This window comes from Shewanella gelidimarina, from assembly GCF_023283945.1.
Lineage (GTDB): Bacteria > Pseudomonadota > Gammaproteobacteria > Enterobacterales > Shewanellaceae > Shewanella > Shewanella gelidimarina.
The window spans coordinates 105724-127752 of record NZ_JAKIKW010000016.1 but is presented as its reverse complement, the minus strand read 5'-3'; the positions used below and the strand labels follow the sequence as shown (position 1 = coordinate 127752).

Genomic DNA, 22029 nt, shown 5'->3' with positions numbered 1-22029 from the left:
TGGTACTTGAACCCCGGCGGGAAAGAACATTCCCCAGAACAGTAAAGCCACGGCCTCAACGATATGCTAGAAACAAAAATGCCGCTCACCTTAAGTGAACGGCATTAGAGCCAATGGCTCCCTTTCTTATGCTAGCGACTCACTGTATCAACTGAGTCTAATCAATGTGTACTTTAAATAGAGAGTCTATTTAGTACCAAAGATCTTATCACCAGCATCACCAAGACCAGGCAAAATATAGCCCTGCTCGTTTAGGCAGTCATCAATTGAGGCTGTATATAGTTCAATATCTGGATGGGCTTTTTCAAGTGCAGCAACGCCTTCAGGCGCAGCCACAAGCACAAGGGCTTTAATGGCAGTGCAACCACGGGCTTTAAGCAGATCAATAGTTGAGATCATTGAACCGCCAGTTGCTAGCATTGGGTCAACGACCAAGGCAATACGTGAAGGCATGTCACTGGCTAGCTTTTCAAAATAAGGTACTGGCTCAAGTGTTGTTTCATCGCGGTACATACCAACAACTGAAATACGTGCACTAGGTACATGCTCTAGTACACCGTCCATCATGCCAAGGCCGGCACGCAAGATTGGCACTACAGTGACCTTCTTGCCTTTTATCTGTTCAACTTCAACAGGACCATTCCAACCTTCGATAGTGACTTTCTCAGTTTCGAAGTCAGCCGTTGCCTCATACGTCAGTAGGCTCCCGACTTCCGCCGCTAGTTCACGAAAGCGCTTAGTGCTCACGTCACCTTTACGCATTAATCCAATTTTATGACGAACCAAAGGATGCTTAACTTCAACGACTTTCATCTTGTTCTCCTGATTTTCTAACGTATTTTTTACGGTAAATTTCAACGATTCTAGTAGATTTGTTCGCATAGGAAAACTTAAAGTTTTAAAAAGACGTTAAATCGTGACCTCTGTCGCGAACTTTATTGAAAAACTAAGCTTTCGAGGCTACTCACAAACTGTTAGAATAGCGCCGCATAAAATCCTATAATGATCTACCCGTACCCGAGAGGATCACCGTGAGCACTCCTACTACCCCACTAAGCTATAAAGATGCAGGCGTTGATATTGATGCCGGAAATGCACTAGTTAACAACATCAAGTCAGCCGTTAAACGTACTCGTCGTCCAGAAGTTATGGGCAACCTAGGTGGTTTTGGTGCACTTTGTGAGTTACCAACTAAGTATAAGCATCCAGTACTGGTTTCTGGTACTGATGGCGTTGGCACTAAGCTGCGCCTTGCTATTGACTATAAAAAGCATGATAACGTCGGTATTGACCTCGTTGCCATGTGCTCAAACGACTTAATCGTTTCAGGTGCTGAGCCATTATTCTTCCTTGATTATTACGCCACTGGCAAACTTGACGTTGAAGTTGCTACCGCCGTAGTGAAAGGTATTGCTGAAGGCTGCGTACAATCTGGTTGTGCACTCATAGGCGGTGAAACTGCTGAAATGCCAGGTATGTATGAAGGCGATGATTACGACCTAGCTGGTTTCTGTGTCGGTGTTGTTGAAAAAGCTGACATCATTGACGGCACTAAGGTGCAAGACGGTGATGCACTTATCGCTCTCGCTTCAAGCGGTCCTCACTCAAATGGTTTCTCTCTAATCCGTAAGGTATTAGAAGTCAGCAAAGCAGATCCAGAGCAAGAACTTGCTGGAAAGCCGCTGATTGACCATTTGCTAGAACCTACAAAAATTTATGTAAAATCACTGCTTAAATTGATTGAACAGTCAGATGTTCATGCAATGTCGCACATCACTGGTGGCGGATTCTGGGAAAATATCCCACGCGTTTTACCAGAAGATTGCAAAGCGGTCGTTAAAAGTGACTCTTGGCAGTGGCCTGCTGTTTTTAACTGGTTGATGGAAAAAGGCAACATTGCAGAATTTGAAATGTACCGTACATTCAACTGCGGCGTAGGCATGGTTATCGCACTGCCAGCCGATAAAGTTGACTCAGCACTTAAGCTACTGAATGCCGAAGGCGAAAACGCATGGCTGCTAGGTAACATTGCTAAGCGTAACGGTGACGAAGAGCAAGTGGAGATCTTGTAATGTCTCAGAGCTGTCGCGTTTTAGTATTAATTTCTGGTAATGGCAGTAATCTACAGGCCATTATTGATGGCTGTGATGATAACGTACAAGCAGAAGTTGTTGGCGTCATTAGTAATAAACCCGACGCTTTCGGATTGATACGTGCTCACCAGAATGAAATTGATACCAGCTGCGTTATCGCTCATGAAGGCGAAACAAGACCTGAATATGATGAAAGACTTTTTAGTGCGATAGCAAAGTATCAACCTGACTTAGTTGTCTTGGCTGGCTTTATGCGCATATTGAGTGATGATTTTGTCATGCGCTTTGAAGGGAAGATGATTAATATCCACCCTTCTCTCTTGCCCAAATATACCGGCTTGAATACGCATCAACGCGCTATTGACGCAAAAGATACTGAACATGGCGCGAGTGTGCATTTTGTGACACCAGAGCTAGATTCAGGTCCGGTAATTTTGCAAGCCAATGTCCCTGTTTATGAAGATGATTCTGTTGAGGTTCTGGCAGGTCGCGTCCACGAACAAGAACACGCTATCTATCCACTCGTTGTAAAATGGTTTAGCCAACAACGATTGCAGATGGTTAATGGTATAGCACAGCTTGATGGTCAAGCACTTGCTGCAAACGGTTACGCTGTTGACTAAGCGGCCTTAAAACCAGTATTGCATTACAAAGGGCACTTTTCTGTGCCCTTTTTTATTTTCAGCACTAACGCGGCCTCATGCGCTTACCCAATGTAGAGACCTCCTCAAGAGTGACCCCTAGTATCCTTTGCCACCCAGTCAATTAAAGCGAATACAAACGCAGGTATTAGCACGTCAATTATTTGCTAAATAGGCACTTTACCAAAAAAGTTCGGAAAACAATGTCGATGATGACACTGGTATAAAGCTGCAGAGACTTCCGTGACACAGCCCAAGCACAATACCTGTGAGCTCATGTCATGGATAGTCACGGTTACATCTACATCAGTTGCTCTACAATAATATTTGACCTTATTCGCTTCGCCCTCTTAATCCTATCTCGTGACCTCTCCTTCACTCGTCGGTAACACACTTTACGACTAATCGTTACAAAGTTGATCTACATCAACTCCCCAGCCGCCTAGAATCATTCCTGGCGATCAGTTAACTTACACTCGATAAACAACGCCGTAACTTATTGTATTTATTTGTTAAAAAGATTACCCCTCCGTTACTCACTCTCAAAAAATCGCAAGCCTTAACACGGAAAACCGGCATTTCTACGGGTAAACCCTTAGTCGTCTTAGGTGCAAACACGGATAAAAAAAGCACCTATAAAGCCATATGGTAGCCGCAGATAAACCATAAGTTTGCCGGGCATCTGATCCTAGGTCACCGCTCAAGACAAACAACAACTAACTGATCAACAAATTCAAATAAGGCACCTTGATGAATAGAATAACTAAAACGGCGTTAGTGGTAGCTGCATTTTTCTCAGCATCTTCTTTCGCTGGTTACGAAGTCCAAATCGACGAAAGCTCGAAGTTGACCTTCGGCGGCTACTTCAAAGCCGACTTGCGTAATGTCAGTGGCGACCAGGCTTATCGTGACTTCTGGATTGGTAGCAGTACCAGCGCACCCGATACCAATCAAACCAGCCTCCAAGCCAAAGAATCGCGCTTCAATGTAAAGTTCACTCATGGCGAGGTGACAGGGTTTCTCGAGTATGATTTTTACGGTGGTGGCGGTAACGCATTGGTTTCTAACTCATACACTCCACGTATGCGTCATGCCTTTATTACTTACAAGAACTGGAAGGTTGGCCAGACCTGGTCAACCTTTATGCCACTGGTTTCTATCGCCGATGCACTGGACTTTGGTGGAGCGCACGTCGGTCAAGTATTCGTTCGTCAAACCCAGATTCGTTATACTAATGGTGGTCTAGAGCTGGCATTGGAAAACCCAGCCAATGCTACCGATGCCAACCAAAGTATTCCCGATGCAGTGGTTCGTTACACTTACAAAGGCGATTTTGGCCAGGTGGCGATTGCCGCGCTGGCTCGCACCTTCGATGATAACGGTGTGGCTGGTCATGCCGACGGCACTCAGTTGGCTTACAGCATAAGCGGTAAAATCAATACCTTCGGTAAAGATGACTTCCGTTTCGCCTACAACGCAGGCGCTGCAGGCCGTTATATTTCACCTGGCCACAACCCTGGTGACAAGGTCAATGCCGATGGCAGTGGTGATCTGCTGGTAACGCAAGCCTATACCGTCGCTTATCGCCACTTTTGGACTGACGACTTGCGATCTACCGCTTACTACGGCCACTCTGAAGTTGCAGATTTCAATGGTGTGAATGCTGACTCAGATCGAAATCATTACGGTATCAACCTGATCCAGCAGCTTACCAAGCAGTTAAGTGTGGGCGTTGAATTCGGCAACTATGATGCTGATATCTCCGCCACTGACAGTGCTGACTCTGATTACATGCAGCTTTCGGCCAAGTATGTACTCTGATAACAGACGTTACGCATACAATATTTATGAGCTGTGTTTTTGGCCAAGCACTGACTCTTAATTACAGCGCGGCATAATCTCATTTATGTCGCCACTTTCCCTAGTTAAAAACCCGCGCACTTGCCATGATCAATCAGGCAAGCATAGCGGGTAAATAAGCACTCAAACTGGCAGTCATCCATCTGCCCCGAGAGAATAAGTTCCAAAAGGTCATCCAGTGGGATGGTTGGCCTTGTCCCTTGACCAAAAATATGAAGGCGCTCTAACTTAACTCCCACAACATGGCTAATTAGCCATGTTTTAACCCGAAGCATGACCCCGCTTCGGGGATTTTTTCAATACGGCAACGGCATGAATAGTGTTATCGATCCAAGCCATGATCGATGGCATAACGCACCAGACCGGCCGTACTGTCTATCGCCAGTTTCTGTTTGATATTTCGCTTGTGGGTTTCGACCGTGCGTACACTGACATTCATCTCCAGCGCAATGCGTTTATTGTTCATCCCCAGCGATATCAACCGTAACACCAACTGCTCCCGCTGGGTAACCAAGACTTGCTTGCCACTGGCAAGCTCCTGCGACAAGGTATCTACAACTTCGGCACTGAAATAGCGCTTGCCGGCAGCAACTTTTTTTATAGCTTCAATCAATTCTTTACCGGGTACATCTTTAAGAATGTAGCCATCAGCACCGTAGCGCATTGCCGCCATAATATATTCTCTGTTGTCATGCATGCTCAACATCACCACCTTGCATGACATTTCCTGCTCTTTAATCAACTCAAGCAGATACATGCCATCCATCTGCGGCATATTAATATCCGTCAACACTAGATCGATCGGCATATCCTTGAGGATGGCCAATGCTTGGAGACCATTGTCAGCTTCTGCTTGCACCTCAATATCACTGTCTAGGCTTAAACGATACCGCAACCCTTCGCGAAACAGGGGATGATCGTCCACCAGAAGCACACGGATCATAACAGTCCTCCAGTGGCACTATCGGCTCGATAACGCAACTCACTCTGGGGAATACGTGCCACCAGCGTCACTCCTTTTCCAATCGTTGACTCCACCTTGAGCTCACCATTATAAAAATTCACTCTTTCCTTCATATTCCTCAGGCCTATTCCCTCAAACGGGGTCGATTTTTTCTCAAAGCATTCATAGTTAAACCCTAGACCATCATCATTAACTTCCAGGGTCAGCCATCCCGGAGTTAGTCCGATCGAAATCAGCACGTTTTTTGCCCCAGAGTGACGTTCAATATTGGTCAGCGACTCTTGCACAATGCGGTAAAGTGCGCAGCTAAGTTCGGTTGATAGGATCTTGCGTACCGATAATCGCTGCACCTTGACGTCTATACCAGTGCGCAACGAAAACTCTCTGCCCAGCTCTTTTAACGCTGCGCCCAGTCCATAGTCTTCGAGGATGGCTGGATGTAACTGATGCGAGATATTACGGATATCCAGCATAATCTGCCGCGTGAGTGTAATCGACTTTTCCAGTTCTGGACCGGAATCACCACCAAATTCCTGTTTCAATTGGGCGGTTTCCATAGCAAATAGAGCCGCGGCAATAGTTTGGCTAACCCCATCGTGCAACTCTCTGGAAACCCGCTTACATTCCTCTTCCTGAGTCTGATAAATCCGCTCATTGAGGGTTCTGAGCTTAGCATTTGCGAGTCGTTTTTCACCCACACGCATAAAGATGCCACCTATAAACACGGCGCTGACCGCTAAGGTACCTATCGTCAGAGTCATAAGGGAGGTGTTGCGGATATGACTACCAATAGCGGTGCTCAATAATGCCGCTTCCTTATCGATATCATCAATATAAACGCCAGTACCAAACATCCACTCCCACTGTCCCAACACCTCGGCATAGGCAAGTTTTTGTCCCAGTTGGCCGTCATTAGAGGGTTGATTGAATTGGTAGCTCAGATAACCGCCGCCTTTCCTCGCCCCTGAGATTAACTCTTGGATAAAGTGGACCCCGTTGTCGTCAGCCAAGTCTAGCCAGTTTTTACCGACCCGCCACTCCTGATCGGGTAAGACTAGGCTATTGCCATTCAGATCGTAGGCGAAGAAATACCCATTTTTACCGAAGCGCATATTGGCCAGCATAGACTTAACTTCTTGCTGGGTTTGTTGCTTGTCATCACTCTTATTTTGATAGAGATGCTTGATCGCCACGTTGGCGATCGCCAGATAATTTTTCAATTCTTCTTTGCGGTGATCGATAATACTCTGCCGATAAACGTCGACTACATGCTGGGAGAGATCTCTATACTGCATTTGAGTCACGAACAGCACCAGCATCAGAGATATAATGAGTGGAAGTACGGTGATTAGCTGTAACTTATGGTTAATATTCATCGCTGATAACTATTCCTCAATATCCGGGAACACTCCCCCGCAAAACGGAAGTTATATTAACAGTTAATTAACCACCAAGTCGCAACCAATACCTATATTATAGGGGGGTTAAATCAAAGGAAGGGCAAATAAATCATCTTAACAAGAGCAACGCAGCCAGACACTCGCAGTCATTAATATTTAAGATATGTAGTCGAAACCATCAAAAAAATACAAAAAACACCAGTTTACAATCGGACTCAACGGTCATGTTCATTTTCAGCTTCAGTGTCGTGTACCAACCTTGCTACCGTATCTCAACACGCATCGATAACACATTTCACGGTTAATCGTTACAAAGTTGATCTACATCATATCGCCAGTCCTCTAGAATCGCCCCCTGCAACAAGTTAACTGAAATCGCATCTTAAATATCGTAACGCACTGTATTAACATATTAAAAATCAATACCTGCTCGGATTAGCGTCAAGTGAATCGTAAGTTTAAACACGGATAAACCAACCTCTCTACGTGTAAACCCTTAGTTGCATTAGGTGCAAACACGGATAAAAAAAGCCCTTATAAAGCCATATGATTAGCTGTAGATAATACATTTGCCGGGCATCTGACCTCAGGTCAGCGCACATGGCAAATGACAGTAACCAACGAGTCAACAAAACCGCTATTAACTAGAAATAACTCTAAATAAAAATACGATAATAAGAGGCAAGCATGACCTTTATTCAACTACTCGCAAGTTTAACGCCGGTGATCAGCGTAATGCTATTTTTAGTATTACTGAAGATGCCCGCATCCCGAGCAATGCCCATTTCTGCAGTCTTAACTGGCCTAGCCGCCGTGTTTGTCTGGCAGATGGATACGACCTTTTTGGCGGCTTCCGTCGTCGAAGGATTGCTTGCTGCATTGACACCACTGAGTATCATCTTTGGTGCCGTGTTCTTGCTTAATACCCTGAAGTATTCAGGCGCGATGGATACCATTCGCGCAGGTTTCACCAATATCAGTGCCGATGCCCGCGTCCAGGTCATCATTATCTGTTGGTTGTTTGGCTCATTCATCGAAGGTAGTGCGGGCTTTGGTACACCGGCGGCTATCGGCGCGCCTTTACTGGTGTTATTGGGTATTCCCCCTATTGCCGCTGCAGTTGTTGCCTTGATTGCTGATTCTGCGTCCGTATCCTTCGGCGCAATTGGTCTACCAGTACTGTTTGGTATGGAACAAGGTCTGACTTCTGGTGGCGTTAACATGGCGGCCGAACAGATTGCTCAGCATGGTGGCAGCTTTGCCGATTATGCTCAGTTTATTGCCATGCACATGATCACCATAGATCTTGTCACTGGTACCCTAATCCCGCTGGTCATGGTGTCCTTGCTGACAGGCTTCTTCGGTCGTAACAAGTCATTCGCCGAAGGCTTAGCTATCTGGAAGTTTGCGCTGTTTGCCGGACTGGCATTCACGGTTCCAGCCTGGATCATTAACTTCGTCGCTGGCCCCGAGTTCCCCTCTGTTATCGGTGCCCTTGTGGGTATGGCTATTGTTATCCCGGTTGCCAAAAAAGGCATTATGCTGCCTAAAACTCCCTGGAATGATTTTGCCGAAAATGACGGCCAAAAAGAATCTAAAGTAGCTTCTACGGCTAAGTTCTCGCAAATTGCAGCCTGGACTCCCTATATCATCATGGCAGCCTTGTTGGTGCTATCGCGTGTTATTGGTCCGCTAAAATCATGGTTGCTAAGTTTTAACATCAAGTGGACCGGACTGTTAGGCACCGAGCTAGGTGCCGGATTCAAGACTCTGTATGCACCAGGCGCCTTCTTCATCGCCGTGTGTATTCTAGGTTTCTTCCTGTTCAAAATGAACAAGAAAGCCATCAAAGAGTCTATTACGGTATCGTGCCGCTCAATGGTTCCAACCATCATTTCACTGGGCGCTTCTGTGCCTATGGTGAAGATTTTTCTTAACTCAGGTGAAAATGCGGCGGGTCTAACATCTATGCCTGTTGCCCTAGCTGATACCTTAGCAGGCAGCATGGGCGCGGTATGGTCTTGGGTTGCCCCTATCGTCGGTATTTTCGGTGCTTTCCTATCAGGTAGCGCCACCTTCTCCAACATGATGTTCTCAGGCCTACAGTACAGCGTCGCCGATAGCATTGGCATGAACCACGCTATGGCACTGGCACTCCAAGGCATTGGCGCCAACGCCGGTAATATGATGTGTGTGATGAACGTCGTTGCCGCTGCGACGGTAGTGGGTATGGCAGGTCGTGAATCTGAAATTATTCGTAAGACAATGCCGGTAGCGCTAGCTTACGCCATGATCGCAGGCAGCATAGCCTTCGTGTGGGGCGGATTCTAAACATAATACTCAAATAATCAGAGCCCAAATTCCGGCTCTGATTGCTCTTAATCATTGCAAGTAAAGAGATATCTCCATGTCGATAAATTATAAAGCTGTAGTGAGTGATTTACGTAAGCAACTGGGTGAAAAACCAGTGACGGATGAGTATGTTCGTCGTTTCGCTTGGTCAACCGATGCTAGCTATTTCAGGATTGTACCTGAGGTCGTTGTTCATGCCGAAAACATGGAAGAAGTTAAGCGTACTCTAGCCGTGGCTCGTGAGCATAATGCGCCTGTGACTTTCCGCGCAGCGGGTACCAGTCTGGCCGGTCAGGCCCTTGGTGAAGGGATATTGCTTATTCTGGGCCATGATGGTTTCAGAAAGATTGAAGTCAGCGACGATGCCAGACAGATCACCCTTGGCTCTGCCGTCATAGGTTCTGATGCCAACGCAGCGTTAGCGCCACTAAACCGTAAAATAGGCCCGGATCCGGCGACGATTGCCTCGGCCATGGTGGGTGGTATTGTGGCTAACAATGCCTCGGGTATGTGCTGCGGCACCGCACAAAATAGTTACCAGACTATAGCGTCAGCCAAGTTGCTGTTTGCCGATGGTACCGAGCTCGACACGGGCTGTAAAAAATCTAAAGTCGCATTCGCCAAATCTCATGGACAAATGCTTGAAGAAGTCCATGAACTGGCGCATAAGACGCGTCACAACATTGTACTTTCCGACAAAATTCGTAAGAAATTTTCCATTAAAAACACCACAGGTTACGGCATCAATGCCTTAGTCGATTTCAGCGATCCATTTGACATCATCAATCACCTAATGGTCGGCATGGAAGGTACATTGGCCTTCATTAACGAAGTCACCTACCACACCGTCAATGAAGCCAAATTTAAAGCCTCTGCCCTAGCCGTTTACCACAACATGGAAGATGCTGCCCGCTCAATTCCATTGATTAACGGCGGCAGTGTTGCCGCAGCCGAACTACTTGACTGGCCCTCTATCAAGGCCGTGACCGGCAAACCTGGGATGCCTGAGTGGTTATCTGAGTTGCCACCGCTGTCAGCTATCTTGCTGATAGAATCCCGTGCCGATGACGCCGACACCTTAGATACCTACACTAAAGATGTGATCACTAAGCTCGAAGGATTTGATTTTCTACGTCCGATCAGCTTTACCAGCGATGCTGCCGTATATGGCGAGTACTGGGCTATGCGTAAAGGCTTGTTCCCTATCGTTGCGGGTGAACGTCCCAAAGGCACGTCGGTTATTATCGAAGATGTGGCGTTCGAGCTTGAACACTTAGCTACCGCCGCGAGTGATATTACCGCACTCATGCACAAATTTGGTTATCCTGAAGGCTGCATCTATGGCCATGCATTAGCCGGTAACTTCCATTTTATCATTACGCCAACCTTCTCGACTCAGGGTGATATCGACAATTTCCATGCCTTCATGGATGCAATTGCCGACATGGTGATTAACAAGTATGACGGCTCGATGAAAGCCGAGCATGGTACAGGTCGCGCGGTCGCACCTTATGTGGAGATGGAATGGGGACAAGAAGCCTATGCTCTGATGAAGAGCATTAAGCAGCTTTTCGATCCTCAGGGGATCCTGAACCCCGGAGTCATCTTAAACGATGATCCCAAAGTCCACGTCAAGAACATTAAGCCTTGTCCGGTAGTCGATGACTTTGTCGATAAATGTCTTGAGTGTGGTTTCTGTGAAAAGACCTGCCCGACATCGGCTCTGAACCTCACCCCTCGTCAACGTATTGCGACCTTGCGTGAGATCGCTCGTCTGGAGCAAAGCGGTGATCAGCAGGCCGCCGATACCCTGCGCGCCGCCGCTAAGTACGATGTTATCGATACTTGCGCCGCCTGTCAGATGTGCACAATCGCCTGCCCAGTGGATAATAAAATGGGGCAATTAGTACGTAAATTGAGAACCCCGACCATCAGCAGTGGTCAACAAAAGTTCCTCGATTTTCAGGCTAAGCACTTTGGCTTGGTCAACGGCGTGATCAGTACCGGTTTCGATATGCTGGGTGTCATCCACAAGGTCACCGGCGACGGCATCACCGGCACTATGATGAAGGCCGGACGATTGCTCAGCAGTGAAGTTCCTTACTGGAATCCTTCTTTTGCTAAAGGCGGCAAGCTTCCCAAGGTTTCAGCACCTAAGCCTGGACAGGAAACGGTCGTTTACTTCCCTGCTTGTGGTGGTCGCACCTTCGGTCCTACACCGGTTGATACCGATAAACGACCGCTACCAGAAGTTGTGGTCACGTTACTGGAGCGAGCGGGTTATAACGTTATCACTCCGGAAAAGACGCGAGATCTGTGCTGTGGCCAGATGTGGGAGTCTAAGGGAGACTTTAAAAATGCTGATGCAAAACGTCTCGAATTGATTCAGGCCGTTTCAGCAATGACACAAGGCGGAAAGCTGCCAGTGATCGTCGATGCGCTGTCATGTACTAAGCGAACTTTAGGTGGCGATGCGGCTTTAATAGAGAAAGTAGAGATCGTTGATCTGGTTGAGTTTATGCATGACCAATTGTTGCCTAAACTGACCATTAAGAAGAAATCTCATGCTGCACTGCATCTTGGTTGTAGCGCTAAGACGATGAAGGTTGAACCTAAAATGACCGCAATAGCGGATGCCTGTTGTAAGCAGGTTATTCGTCCAGCAGGGATCGAATGCTGTGGTTATTCAGGTGAAAAAGGCCTCTATAAGCCTGAGATAAATGCCAGTGCTCTACGTAATATTAAGAAGCTGATCCCGGTTGATGTGAATGAAGGGTATTACGCTAACCGTATGTGTGAAGTCGGTCTGACTCAACACAGCGGCATCTCTTATCGTCATCTGGCCTATCTGCTCGAAGAGTGTACTCGTGGCTAAACGCCACTAAACTGTCGTTATTAAAATGGGGCTGATTTCAGCCCCATTTTTCATCTAAAGATATAGCACATTGAAGCGTTACATTTTCAATATACTTGCACACCGTTTGACGAAATCTGATGAGTTAACTATCCCTTCTAGCTTACCTTGAGCACCAACCACTAGACAAAGGGATTAGAGCCCATTAAGTGTGGTTGAACAGCTCAAGATACTTTTTCTTATGCTCGAAAATTATCTTAGTTATTTCGCTATAGTCACCTTCTAATAGTTGATACTGTATTCCAGTGCCAAACGACGACCGTAGCCAGAGAATTGATTACGATATTGCTCCCAAACAACTTCTTTGTTCATTTGTGAGACTAACGGCTGATAATCTTCATTAAGTAAGTTATCAATACCCAAGGTTAAACGCCCGTAGTCAGTATCAAATGTAGTGACCAAATCGACTAAGGTGTAGCCATCATAAGGCGACTCGTAATAGCTATAACCTGCATCGCTCTCAGGGCTGTTCTTATCCCTATTGCCGACGTAGTTAGCCTGTAAACGCAGCGATGCCATATCGTTAAAGCGATAGTCGCCATAAATAGATGCTTTAATCGGAGTGATTCTGGTGCCATTCATCCAATAATCAACGCCTGTTTCACTGTTAGTACGTTTTCCTTCAGACATAGACACACTAGTGCCTAACTTAACGGCTTGGCTAATCTGATAGTCCAGCGTCGCTTCAAAGCCCCAGATCTCTTCATCTGCAACAATAACCGCAGCCACGCGCTTAACAAGCTCAGCATCAACGTTGTAGTCGTAGGCATAACCATCTGTAATGTCTGAGTAGAAGAAAGACAGGCTCGCTTGCAGCGCATCAGCACCGTAGCGCAAACCTGTTTCATAGTAATTGGTTTGAGTTGCCGGAATATCATCTGCAAACTCACTAACACTATCAACCGGCATATCTCTGAGCATACGCATATCTGCATGAGAATAACCCTGCGAGAAACTCGCAAAGAGATCGGTGTTATCAGCGATGCGATATACCAAGCCTAGATTGACCAGTGGTTTATCATATTTTAACGTATCACCTTGTTTCTCTGACAATACCCCTCTTTTATAACGCTGGTAATCTGGTACCTCTATTTCAAAATTTTCATACCGCAAACCAATTTGTAAGGTGAGATCGTCTGTGAGCTGATTCCAGTATTGCGCAAATGGGCTTAACTTGGTTTCAGTTAAATCACATACAGAGCAGATATACTGCGACTGTGTTTCAAGGTTTCCACCTACATCTTGACCCACGATTACATCTCGCATTCTGCCTTGTTCAGTATTATCTCGTCCATATTCAACACCATAAGCCAGACGGCTAGTGTCATTGATGGTCCACTGCATCGCGGCTTTAAATCCACTGCGCTTAGATACAATTTCAGAGTCCGACTCATAGCCGACATTCACTTTGCTGTAGTAAGTAGACAGACTTAATTGCTGGTTAAGGACATCGTCATTGTCGTAGGTAAGCTGAATCGTGCTGAGCTTGGTTTTAGGATTAGAGCCGGTATATGGCGCGCTTTTGTCAATTTCAACTAAGCCATTTTCATCATTAACGGTGCGCTTATAGTGCAGTTTATTCTCTATATTGTAGTGATGTGCGAGCAGTGCAAAACGACCGTTATCCATCTCTTGCTCTAATTTGAATAGCACATCATATTCATCAGCATCGCCCATGCCACCTTGGCTATTAGGTGCACCAGGTAATTGGTTACCATCTGAGTCATACAAATTGCCGCGGTCTTTACCAGACAAATTCAGCAAATAACCTAAATCAAAGTCAGTGGTACCCGAAAAGCTCTGTGACACACTGTAGCCTGCATCAGACAATTCATCCGAAAAAGCTTCGACGCCAACGCGCGTCTGCATTTCAAAATTAACAGTAGGCTTCTTAGTAATCACATTAATGATGGCCCCGGCTTCACCGTTGCCATACATGGCACTTGCACCCTTGATCACCTCAATGCTTTGGATGACATCGACTGAGATTGACTGTAGATCACGCCCACCGGCGCGTAACGTCGTTGAAATCAACACACCATCAATCATCACTATCGCTTTACCGCCACGAAAGTTTTGACCAAAGGTCGACATCGTTTCAGTACTCGGCGAAAAACCAGGAACCAGATTAGAGATCATTTCAGAAAGGTTGCGCGCAACGACACGTTGAAGATCGAGCTCCTCCTCTGAGACGATAAAAACTGAATTGGGAGTATCACTTAACTTTTGCGCAAATGGAGAAGCTGTTACCAGAATATGCTCTATGCCATCATCTTCCGCTGTCGGTAGTGTAGTTTCCTTTGCTTGAGTCGAAGTCACAGCCAAAGCACTCAATACCGCCAATCCTAAAATACTTAATTTCACTTGTCTTTCCATATGTAAATGAGAACGACTATTATTTACATTTAGACAAGAAAAGCAACTTACTTACACAACCTTTACACACCTACCCTGCACTTGCATCGTCCTACCTTGGCTAAAATTGATACATTACAACGAACCTAATCCTTCAATTGGATTACGCTTCCTTAGTGTGAGTCACTAAATTTAGTCGATTTGATTCAAGTAACGATGAAGGACGGCATAACCCGCGTTACAAAATGCAGTCTCTAAGATAAAAATCATTGTTTTCTCAGCTGATTTGGCATTATATAAACAACACTCCAAATGCATGTCCTTAGACTCTAAGAGAGACCGATGAAGAATATTATTTGCGATATCGATGGTGTGTTACTGCATGACAATAAATTAATCCCCGGCAGTGATACCTTTATTCATCGAGTATTAGAACAAGGTAATCCTCTGGTTGTGTTGACAAACTACCCTGTCCAAACTGGCAAGGACTTACAAAACAGATTAGGGGCAGCAGGCATTAACATTCCCGAAGCGTGCTTTTACACCTCGGCGATGGCGACTGCTGATTTTCTCAAACATCAAACAGGCACTAAAGCCTTTGTGATTGGCGAAGGTGCGCTGACTCATGAGCTATATAAAGCCGGCTTTACCATCACCGATATCAACCCTGATTTTGTCATCGTGGGCGAGACGCGCTCATATAACTGGGAGATGATCCATAAAGCCGCCAAATTCATCAGCGCTGGGGCGCGATTTATTGCTACTAACCCAGACACTCATGGCCCCGCTTTTAGCCCTGCATGTGGTGCCCTTTGCGCACCAATAGAACGTATTACCGGCAAGATGCCCTTTTATGTCGGTAAGCCAAGCTCATGGATTATCCGCTCAGCGCTCAACCATATTGATGGCCATTCTGAAGACACCATTATCATCGGCGATAATATGCGTACAGATATACTCGCGGGTTTTCAAGCTGGACTCGAAACCATATTAGTCACCAGTGGCGTGAGCTCTTTGGAAGATATAGAGAAAGAACCCTTTAGGCCAAATCATGTCTTTAGCTGCGCTGGTGATATTGACGTGGTTTAAACTAAAACTCCGGATAACGTTAGCGGAAAAAACTGAGTTAACCCTATATCGCCAAGTTCAATGCTATCAAACATGACGATGGTTATTTACTTGGCGATATTAATAACCAAAATGCAATATTAAGTAACACTTTCAAGCCCTCGCCCTCTTGTCATCATGGGCTAGTTTCCGCCATTATTGTCACCTAAAGTTCTCAATGAACTATCAATTACAATACAAAAGTCTAAAACAACAATAATAGGACCTATTAATGCGCACTATACTCCCAGTCTGTGCACTCGCCTTACTCAGCGCGTGCAGCCAACATACGACAGACGTTGTCACCCCAGAAAAAGTCTCCTTTGATGAATCTCGTTTCCGCCAAGATATAAAAGTGCTCGCTTCAGATGAATTTGAAGGACGCGCGCCAACCACCAAAGGCGAACAGCTAACACTCGACTACCTTAGCAAGGCGTTTGCTGAAATGGGCTTAGCTAAACCCAATGGCAAAGATTACCTTCAAGCAGTGCCAATGGTGACCTATACCGCATCTGAGCAGCAGTCTATCCGTTTCGGTGATATGCAATTGCAACATCGTCAAGATGTGGTTGTAGGCAGCCGTCATGATATCAGTAAGGTTGATATTGCGAATGCGCCGCTAGTCTTTGTTGGTTATGGGATCAACGCTCCGGAGTATCAATGGAACGATTACCAAGATCTTGACATGACGGGCAAAATTGCGGTGATTTTAGTTAATGACCCAGGATTTGCTCTACCAACATCTGGAAAGTTCAACGGTAAAGCGATGACTTACTACGGTCGCTGGACCTACAAGTACGAAGAAGCCAGCCGCCAAGGTGCTCTAGGTGCCATTATCATTCATGATACCGAGCCAGCCTCTTACCCTTGGTCAGTTGTTGAAAACAGTTGGACTGGTGCACAGCAAGATCTTGTTCGCACTCAAGAAGAGCAAGATAAGTGGATTGAAGTTGAAGGTTGGATGACGCTTGATGTCGCCACTCAGTTATTCGAAAAAGCCGGTCTTTCTCTTAGCACTGTGTCAGATCGCGCCGCGAGCAGTGCCATTAACATACCGCTTAACCAAACGGCTTCTATCGCGTTCGAAAATAAAGCAGAATACGCCAACAGCTATAATGTGGTTGCTACCCTTGCAGGCAAAAGCCGTGCAGATGAGCAGATCCTATTCACCGCTCACTGGGATCATCTCGGCCTTGACCCAAGAAAAGATGGCGATCAGATCTACAACGGTGCACTCGACAATGCCTCTGGCACAGCCGGCATATTAGAGATTGCACGTCAATTTGCCAAGCAAGCTAAGAATGGTAACCCACTTGCCCGTTCAGTCACCTTTGTGGCAACAACAGGGGAAGAGCAAGGCTTACTCGGTTCTCGTTATTATGCATCAAACCCGGTATACCCATTGGATAAAACCGTTGCCGTGTTTAACTTAGACAGCACCAACATTTATGGTCGCACTGCAGATTACACCATCGTCGGTAAAGGTAAGTCGGAGTTAGAGAATTATCTGATTACGGCGGTTACAGCGCAAAACCGCAGTGCAACCAGTGAAAAGCACCCTGAATCGGGTGGATTCTTCCGTTCTGATCATTTCAGTTTTGCAAAGCAAGGCGTACCCGCAGTCTTCGCTGGCGGCGGTAGCGAACCCATTGATGAGGCCACCGCACAGTACAAAACAATGATGAAGCAAAAGATGAAAGGCTGTTATCACAATCTCTGTGACGAGTACCGCGAAGACTGGGACTTAAGTGGCGCGTTAGAAGATTTAGCCATCTACTACGATGCAGCAACAGTATTGGGTAATAACAGCGACTGGCCGGGCTATTTTAGCGGCACAGAGTTTCACTCACTCAGACCGGCAAAAGCAGAGCAGAACTAATCACAGCCTGAGTCACGATTAATATGGTTATTAACGCTCGAGAGCTATCCGCTTTCGAGCGTTTTTTTATGCATTCCCTTGCTCTCCTTGATTCATTCGCTGTGCTCATTAAGCCCTGTTAATCGCGATTTTACGTCAGACGTCACTTAATTAACCGAAGCACGCTAATTATTGTCATTATCTGCTGTGTATTATCATATATTGAGTAGAAGCCAAATCATACAAGTTAAAATACACATTCGACAACATATAGAGGGTATTATTATTAATTATATATTTTATCAATTAAAAAACTAAGAATTATATCGTTATAATAGCTGCTTTATCGATAAAACATCAAAAACTAATTTGTGCTTATTCATTTTCAATGGCAGAGTAATACTCAATTGAGATTAAGACTGACATTTTTTGGAGTGACCTATGTGTTCAATTTTCGCTATTTTAGATATTCAATCTGACGCAGTGCCACTGCGCCAAGTTGCACTTGAAATGTCAAAACTGTTACGCCATCGTGGACCCGACTGGTCTGGAATTCACAGCAGTGATAAAGCTATTCTGGCCCATGAACGTTTAGCCATTGTCGATATTGAACATGGCGCGCAGCCATTACTAAGCCAAGATGAAAGTATTGTTCTGGCAGTAAATGGTGAGATCTATAACCACAAAGAGCTTAAAGCAGAACTTGGCGATAAGTATAGTTACCAAACAAACTCTGACTGTGAAGTCATTCTGGCTTTATATCAGGAATACGGTACTGAGTTTTTAGATAAGCTCAACGGCATTTTTGCCTTCGTTTTATACGACAAAGCTAAAGATACTTATTTAATTGGTCGCGACCATATGGGCATTATTCCGCTGTATACCGGTCGAGATAGCGAAGGCAACTTTTATATCGCTTCAGAAATGAAAGCGCTGATGCCTGTATGTAAAACAGTTGAAACCTTTACACCTGGTCACTATCTATCAAGTGGAATAGGTGAGCTGACTCAATACTACCAGCGTGATTGGCGTGATTTTGCCGCAGTTCAAAGCAACCCAGCCAGCAGTGAAGAGGTGCGAGACGCACTCGAAGCTGCCGTTAAACGTCAATTGATGTCAGACGTCCCATACGGCGTGCTCCTTTCTGGTGGATTAGACTCATCGGTCATTTCAGCTATTACCCAGACATTTGCTAAACGACGCATTGAAGATGATGGTGAAACCAGCGCATGGTGGCCACAGTTACACTCTTTTGCCGTCGGCCTTGCGGGCGCTCCTGATCTGATTGCTGCAAAAAAAGTAGCGGATGCCATTGGCACGATTCACCATGAAATCACCTTTACTTTCCAAGATGGCATCGATGCTATTAAAGATGTGATTTATCATCTTGAAACCTATGATGTGACCACTATTCGTTCCGCAACACCTATGTACCTAATGGCGCGTAAGATTAAAGCCATGGGCATTAAAATGGTGTTATCTGGAGAAGGTGCTGATGAGCTATTTGGTGGCTACCTGTACTTCCATAAAGCCCCCAATGCACAAGCCTTCCATGAAGAATTAGTGCGTAAGCTCGATAAGTTACACCTGTTTGATTGCTTACGCGCAAACAAAGCCATGGCGGCATGGGGATTAGAAGCCCGTGTCCCCTTCTTGGACAAAGAATTTATGGACGTAGCAATGCGTATTAACCCAGAAGCTAAAATGTCAAAAGATGGCAAGATTGAAAAGCACATTTTACGTAAGGCGTTTGAGCATAAGTTACCAAAAGAGGTGACTTGGCGCCAAAAGGAACAGTTCAGTGATGGCGTTGGTTACTCATGGATAGACGGCCTAAAAGAGCATGCAGCCGTTAAAGTTGATGATCTGCAGCTGGCCAATGCAAAATTTAGGTTCCCATACAACACACCTGAAACGAAAGAAGCCTACTTCTATCGCACCTTCTTTGAAGAGTTATTCCCGCTTGCCAGCGCAGCTGAAACCGTACCCGGTGGAAAGTCGGTAGCATGCTCGACCCCAGAAGCATTGGCGTGGGATGAAAGTCTACAAGGCATCATCGACCCATCAGGACGAGCGGTGCAATCTGTCCACGACAGTGCTTACTAAGCAGTAACGGATAATTGTCTCAGTAAAAAGCCACTCGATTGAGTGGCTTTTATTTGCTTAATAAAAAGCTAAAAGTGATTTAGTTAATCACTTTTAAATAATGCTGTTTGTTAATGTCGACGATTTCCATGGTAACGCTGCTAACCACGTTGGTTATCAGTGAAATAGACTCAAATACCCGCTCCAGAAGTTGCGCTTTTTGCTCATCAGTGCGTCCTGGCATAATGGCCATATGAACATGAACAAAAGTATTGGCTTCATCTTCGCCGACCCGAAAATGGTCCATAGCATGAGCGCGAGTTTTAACCGCTTGCGGTTCAAATAAATCTGAATCAATCAGAGCCTGATGTATCGCTTCTACCAATGCTTCTACTGATATGACGTGCTTTAACGGTTTAGCGTACTCGATAACACAATGTGGCATGTTCAGCCCTTCTTATTTTAAGTTTGCTTTACTATTCAGACCATACAGCAAATTCATTACCATTAGGATCAAGAAAGTGAAACCGGTGCCCGCCTGGGAATGAAAAAATATCCTTACTCACTTGTCCACCGGCCGCAGTCACATTTTGCATTGATAGACCTAGATCATTTGAATAGAGCACCACTAACGGTGAGCCTTTAGTTAAGGTGAAACTTTGCTTCGAAAGGTAAAACCCACCGGTGATCCCTGCGTTCAAAAAACAGCTATATTCAGGTCCGTAATCAACAAACTCCCAAGCAAACACTTGGCTAAAAAAATCTTTTGTTGCCTGAATATTATTCACGGGCATTTCCAAATAGTTAATCGTATTATGCTGGCTCATCAGTTGCTCCCTGTAACGAAAAAACTTATTATGACTAAAACCATATCACGTTCAGCCTCAAGCCTATAGAAAACAGGCGACAAAAAAGGGAGCCTAAGCTCCCTTTCATAATCTATGACTTGCCATCAACCCAAGTTAAATCAACTTTGAAGCAGCGCTGCAGCTAAGCCGATTAAACCACCGAAAATGCCGCCCCAAACAACAAGCCAACCTAGGTGCTTCTTAATCATATCTTGTACAATTTCTTTGACTAGTTCAGGTGTTAACTCATTTAAACGCTGCGTGACAATCTCTTCGACTTTAACGCGCATGTCATCAATCATGTTGCTCTGCTCTAGCTCAGCTTTTAATAATTCATAAAACTGATCTGATTGCGATATATCACTCAGCGACGCTTTCATTTTTTCAATAAATGGCTCACGCAGTGGTTGTATTGCCTCGGTCCCGCCAAACATCGATAACATCCCCCCGAATGAAGACTGTGAAATAGTGCTAACCAGTGCGTCAAATGCAGGCGAAAGATCGAGTTTTTCAATGACGGGTGCCAAATTGATATGCTTCTCAGCATCGCCTTGCTGTGACAAAAATCGTTCAATATTTTCTTCGGTAAAAAACTGCTTCATCATTAGATGAGAGATACCCTCTTTAAACTCTTCAAAACGCGAAGGCACCACGCCAGAACCATAAAGGCCAGGCACTTTCTCAAAAAGCATATAAACAGCAAGCCAGTTAGTCACCGCACCTGACAATGCAAACAGCCCTACCGTCAATAAAATAGGCGAAGCTAGAAGGTAGCCGGCGAGCACCGCTATCGCAGCGATTAAATTGGTAACAACACTTTTATTCAAGCTAATTCCCCATGAGCATGATTGAAAACGGGCTATGTTACCTCCCGTTAAAGACACTAAGCAACACAATAATATGTTGCTTAGTGCAAATCGCGGCAGACAACACAGAGTAAGCCATTGTTGGATAACATGGTCTTGGATTGACTTGCTTCAATCATCAGTCTCTTTAGAGGATAAGATTGCCGATATCGCTCAATGACAGTGAGCTTCAATCTCTTAGGAGGCTGATAGGGACTGTCAACCGCAGTGAAATAGCCGTCACCTCGGTTTATTTACCCCTTACGGCAATGTTGAAGCTACACTTATTTCAGCAATACCTATCGAGGAACACTGATGATCCCCACATCAAACAGTTCAGGCTCATTGAGTTGGCATGAATTAACCGCCAGCAGCAGTGAAGAAGCAATGGTATTTTATAGTCAGGTCTTTGGTTGGCAATTTAAGACCATTGTTGTTGCCGATGCGCCTTACCATATCATTATCAATAATGGCGTTGATATCGGCGGTATAGCGCAAAGCCCAGCACCGGCAATGCCAAGTAATTGGACAGGATATATCACAGTGAAAAATGTCGATGAAGTCGCTGACAAAGCCCATGAACTCGGCGCAAATATTTTATTTGGCCCAGAAGATATTATTGGTATTGGACGTTTTTGTTGGTTAAAAGACCCACAAGGGGCCATTATCGCCGCGATTAGCTACATTGATGCCGATAAATGATCAAC

At 45.4% G+C, this 22029-nt stretch carries 16 protein-coding genes; 9 read left to right on the top strand and 7 right to left on the bottom strand.

All coding sequences use genetic code 11. The features are described from left to right. Positions 1–186 precede the first annotated feature (186 nt). Positions 187–813 (bottom strand): uracil phosphoribosyltransferase, encoded by a 627-nt coding sequence (gene upp / locus L2729_RS14390; protein ID WP_101089685.1) that lies wholly within the window; start codon positions 811–813, stop codon positions 187–189. Between the two features lie 218 nt (positions 814–1031). Here upp and purM point away from each other — a divergent pair, with 218 nt between their 5' ends. The 3 genes from purM (at position 1032) to L2729_RS14375 (ending at position 4555) form a co-directional block, all read left to right on the top strand. Beyond that, a complete protein-coding gene (purM, locus tag L2729_RS14385) occupies positions 1032–2072 on the top strand; it encodes a phosphoribosylformylglycinamidine cyclo-ligase (RefSeq protein WP_248988887.1) in 1041 nt (346 codons plus the stop codon). After that, positions 2072–2716 carry a phosphoribosylglycinamide formyltransferase gene (gene purN / locus L2729_RS14380; RefSeq protein WP_248988886.1) on the top strand — a complete coding sequence of 215 codons (645 nt, stop codon included), beginning with the start codon at positions 2072–2074 and terminating at the stop codon, positions 2714–2716. Before purM ends, purN begins: the two co-directional genes overlap by 1 nt. 768 nt (positions 2717–3484) lie before the next feature. Next, a complete protein-coding gene (locus L2729_RS14375; protein WP_248988885.1) occupies positions 3485–4555 on the top strand; it encodes a DcaP family trimeric outer membrane transporter in 1071 nt (356 codons plus the stop codon). A gap of 361 nt (positions 4556–4916) precedes the next feature. Here the strand turns inward: L2729_RS14375 and L2729_RS14370 are convergent, their stop codons facing one another. After that, on the bottom strand, positions 4917–5537 hold the full coding sequence (locus L2729_RS14370; protein ID WP_248988884.1) for a response regulator: 621 nt from the start codon (positions 5535–5537) through the stop codon (positions 4917–4919). After that, positions 5534–6934: a cache domain-containing protein gene (locus L2729_RS14365; protein ID WP_248988883.1), complete on the bottom strand. Its 1401-nt coding sequence runs from the start codon at positions 6932–6934 to the stop codon at positions 5534–5536. Before L2729_RS14365 ends, L2729_RS14370 begins: the two co-directional genes overlap by 4 nt. A 711-nt stretch (positions 6935–7645) precedes the next feature. Here L2729_RS14365 and L2729_RS14360 point away from each other — a divergent pair. Next, positions 7646–9289 carry an L-lactate permease gene (locus L2729_RS14360; protein ID WP_248988882.1) on the top strand — a complete coding sequence of 548 codons (1644 nt, stop codon included), beginning with the start codon at positions 7646–7648 and terminating at the stop codon, positions 9287–9289. A gap of 76 nt (positions 9290–9365) precedes the next feature. Further along, positions 9366–12185: an FAD-binding and (Fe-S)-binding domain-containing protein gene (locus L2729_RS14355; protein ID WP_248988881.1), complete on the top strand. Its 2820-nt coding sequence runs from the start codon at positions 9366–9368 to the stop codon at positions 12183–12185. A 261-nt stretch (positions 12186–12446) separates the two neighbouring features. Here L2729_RS14355 and L2729_RS14350 read toward each other — a convergent pair whose 3' ends face one another. Beyond that, complete coding sequence (locus L2729_RS14350; protein ID WP_248988880.1) at positions 12447–14588, bottom strand: TonB-dependent receptor; 2142 nt, start codon at positions 14586–14588, stop codon at positions 12447–12449. A 333-nt stretch (positions 14589–14921) separates the two neighbouring features. Here L2729_RS14350 and L2729_RS14345 point away from each other — a divergent pair, with 333 nt between their 5' ends. From L2729_RS14345 to asnB, 3 genes are all read left to right on the top strand, one after another. Beyond that, a complete protein-coding gene (locus L2729_RS14345; protein ID WP_248988879.1) occupies positions 14922–15668 on the top strand; it encodes an HAD-IIA family hydrolase in 747 nt (248 codons plus the stop codon). Positions 15669–15918: 250 nt separating this feature from the next. Further along, positions 15919–17565: a M28 family metallopeptidase gene (locus L2729_RS14340; RefSeq protein WP_248988878.1), complete on the top strand. Its 1647-nt coding sequence runs from the start codon at positions 15919–15921 to the stop codon at positions 17563–17565. Positions 17566–17985: 420 nt separating this feature from the next. Continuing rightward, positions 17986–19650, top strand: a complete 1665-nt coding sequence (gene asnB, locus L2729_RS14335) for an asparagine synthase B (RefSeq protein ID WP_248988877.1) — start codon at positions 17986–17988, stop codon at positions 19648–19650. Between the two features lie 79 nt (positions 19651–19729). Here the strand turns inward: asnB and L2729_RS14330 are convergent, their stop codons facing one another. The 3 genes from L2729_RS14330 to L2729_RS14320 all read right to left on the bottom strand — a co-directional run bounded on the left by L2729_RS14330 (position 19730) and on the right by L2729_RS14320 (position 21304). Further along, positions 19730–20074, bottom strand: a complete 345-nt coding sequence (locus L2729_RS14330; protein WP_248988876.1) for a 5-carboxymethyl-2-hydroxymuconate Delta-isomerase — start codon at positions 20072–20074, stop codon at positions 19730–19732. Positions 20075–20105: 31 nt separating this feature from the next. After that, entirely contained in the window at positions 20106–20456 is a 351-nt protein-coding gene (locus tag L2729_RS14325; protein WP_248988875.1) for a VOC family protein, read from the bottom strand. 140 nt (positions 20457–20596) lie between these two features. After that, complete coding sequence (locus tag L2729_RS14320) at positions 20597–21304, bottom strand: DUF445 family protein (RefSeq protein WP_248988874.1); 708 nt, start codon at positions 21302–21304, stop codon at positions 20597–20599. Between the two features lie 333 nt (positions 21305–21637). Here L2729_RS14320 and L2729_RS14315 point away from each other — a divergent pair, with 333 nt between their 5' ends. Continuing rightward, entirely contained in the window at positions 21638–22024 is a 387-nt protein-coding gene (locus L2729_RS14315; protein WP_248988873.1) for a VOC family protein, read from the top strand. The last annotated feature ends 5 nt before the right edge of the window (positions 22025–22029 follow it).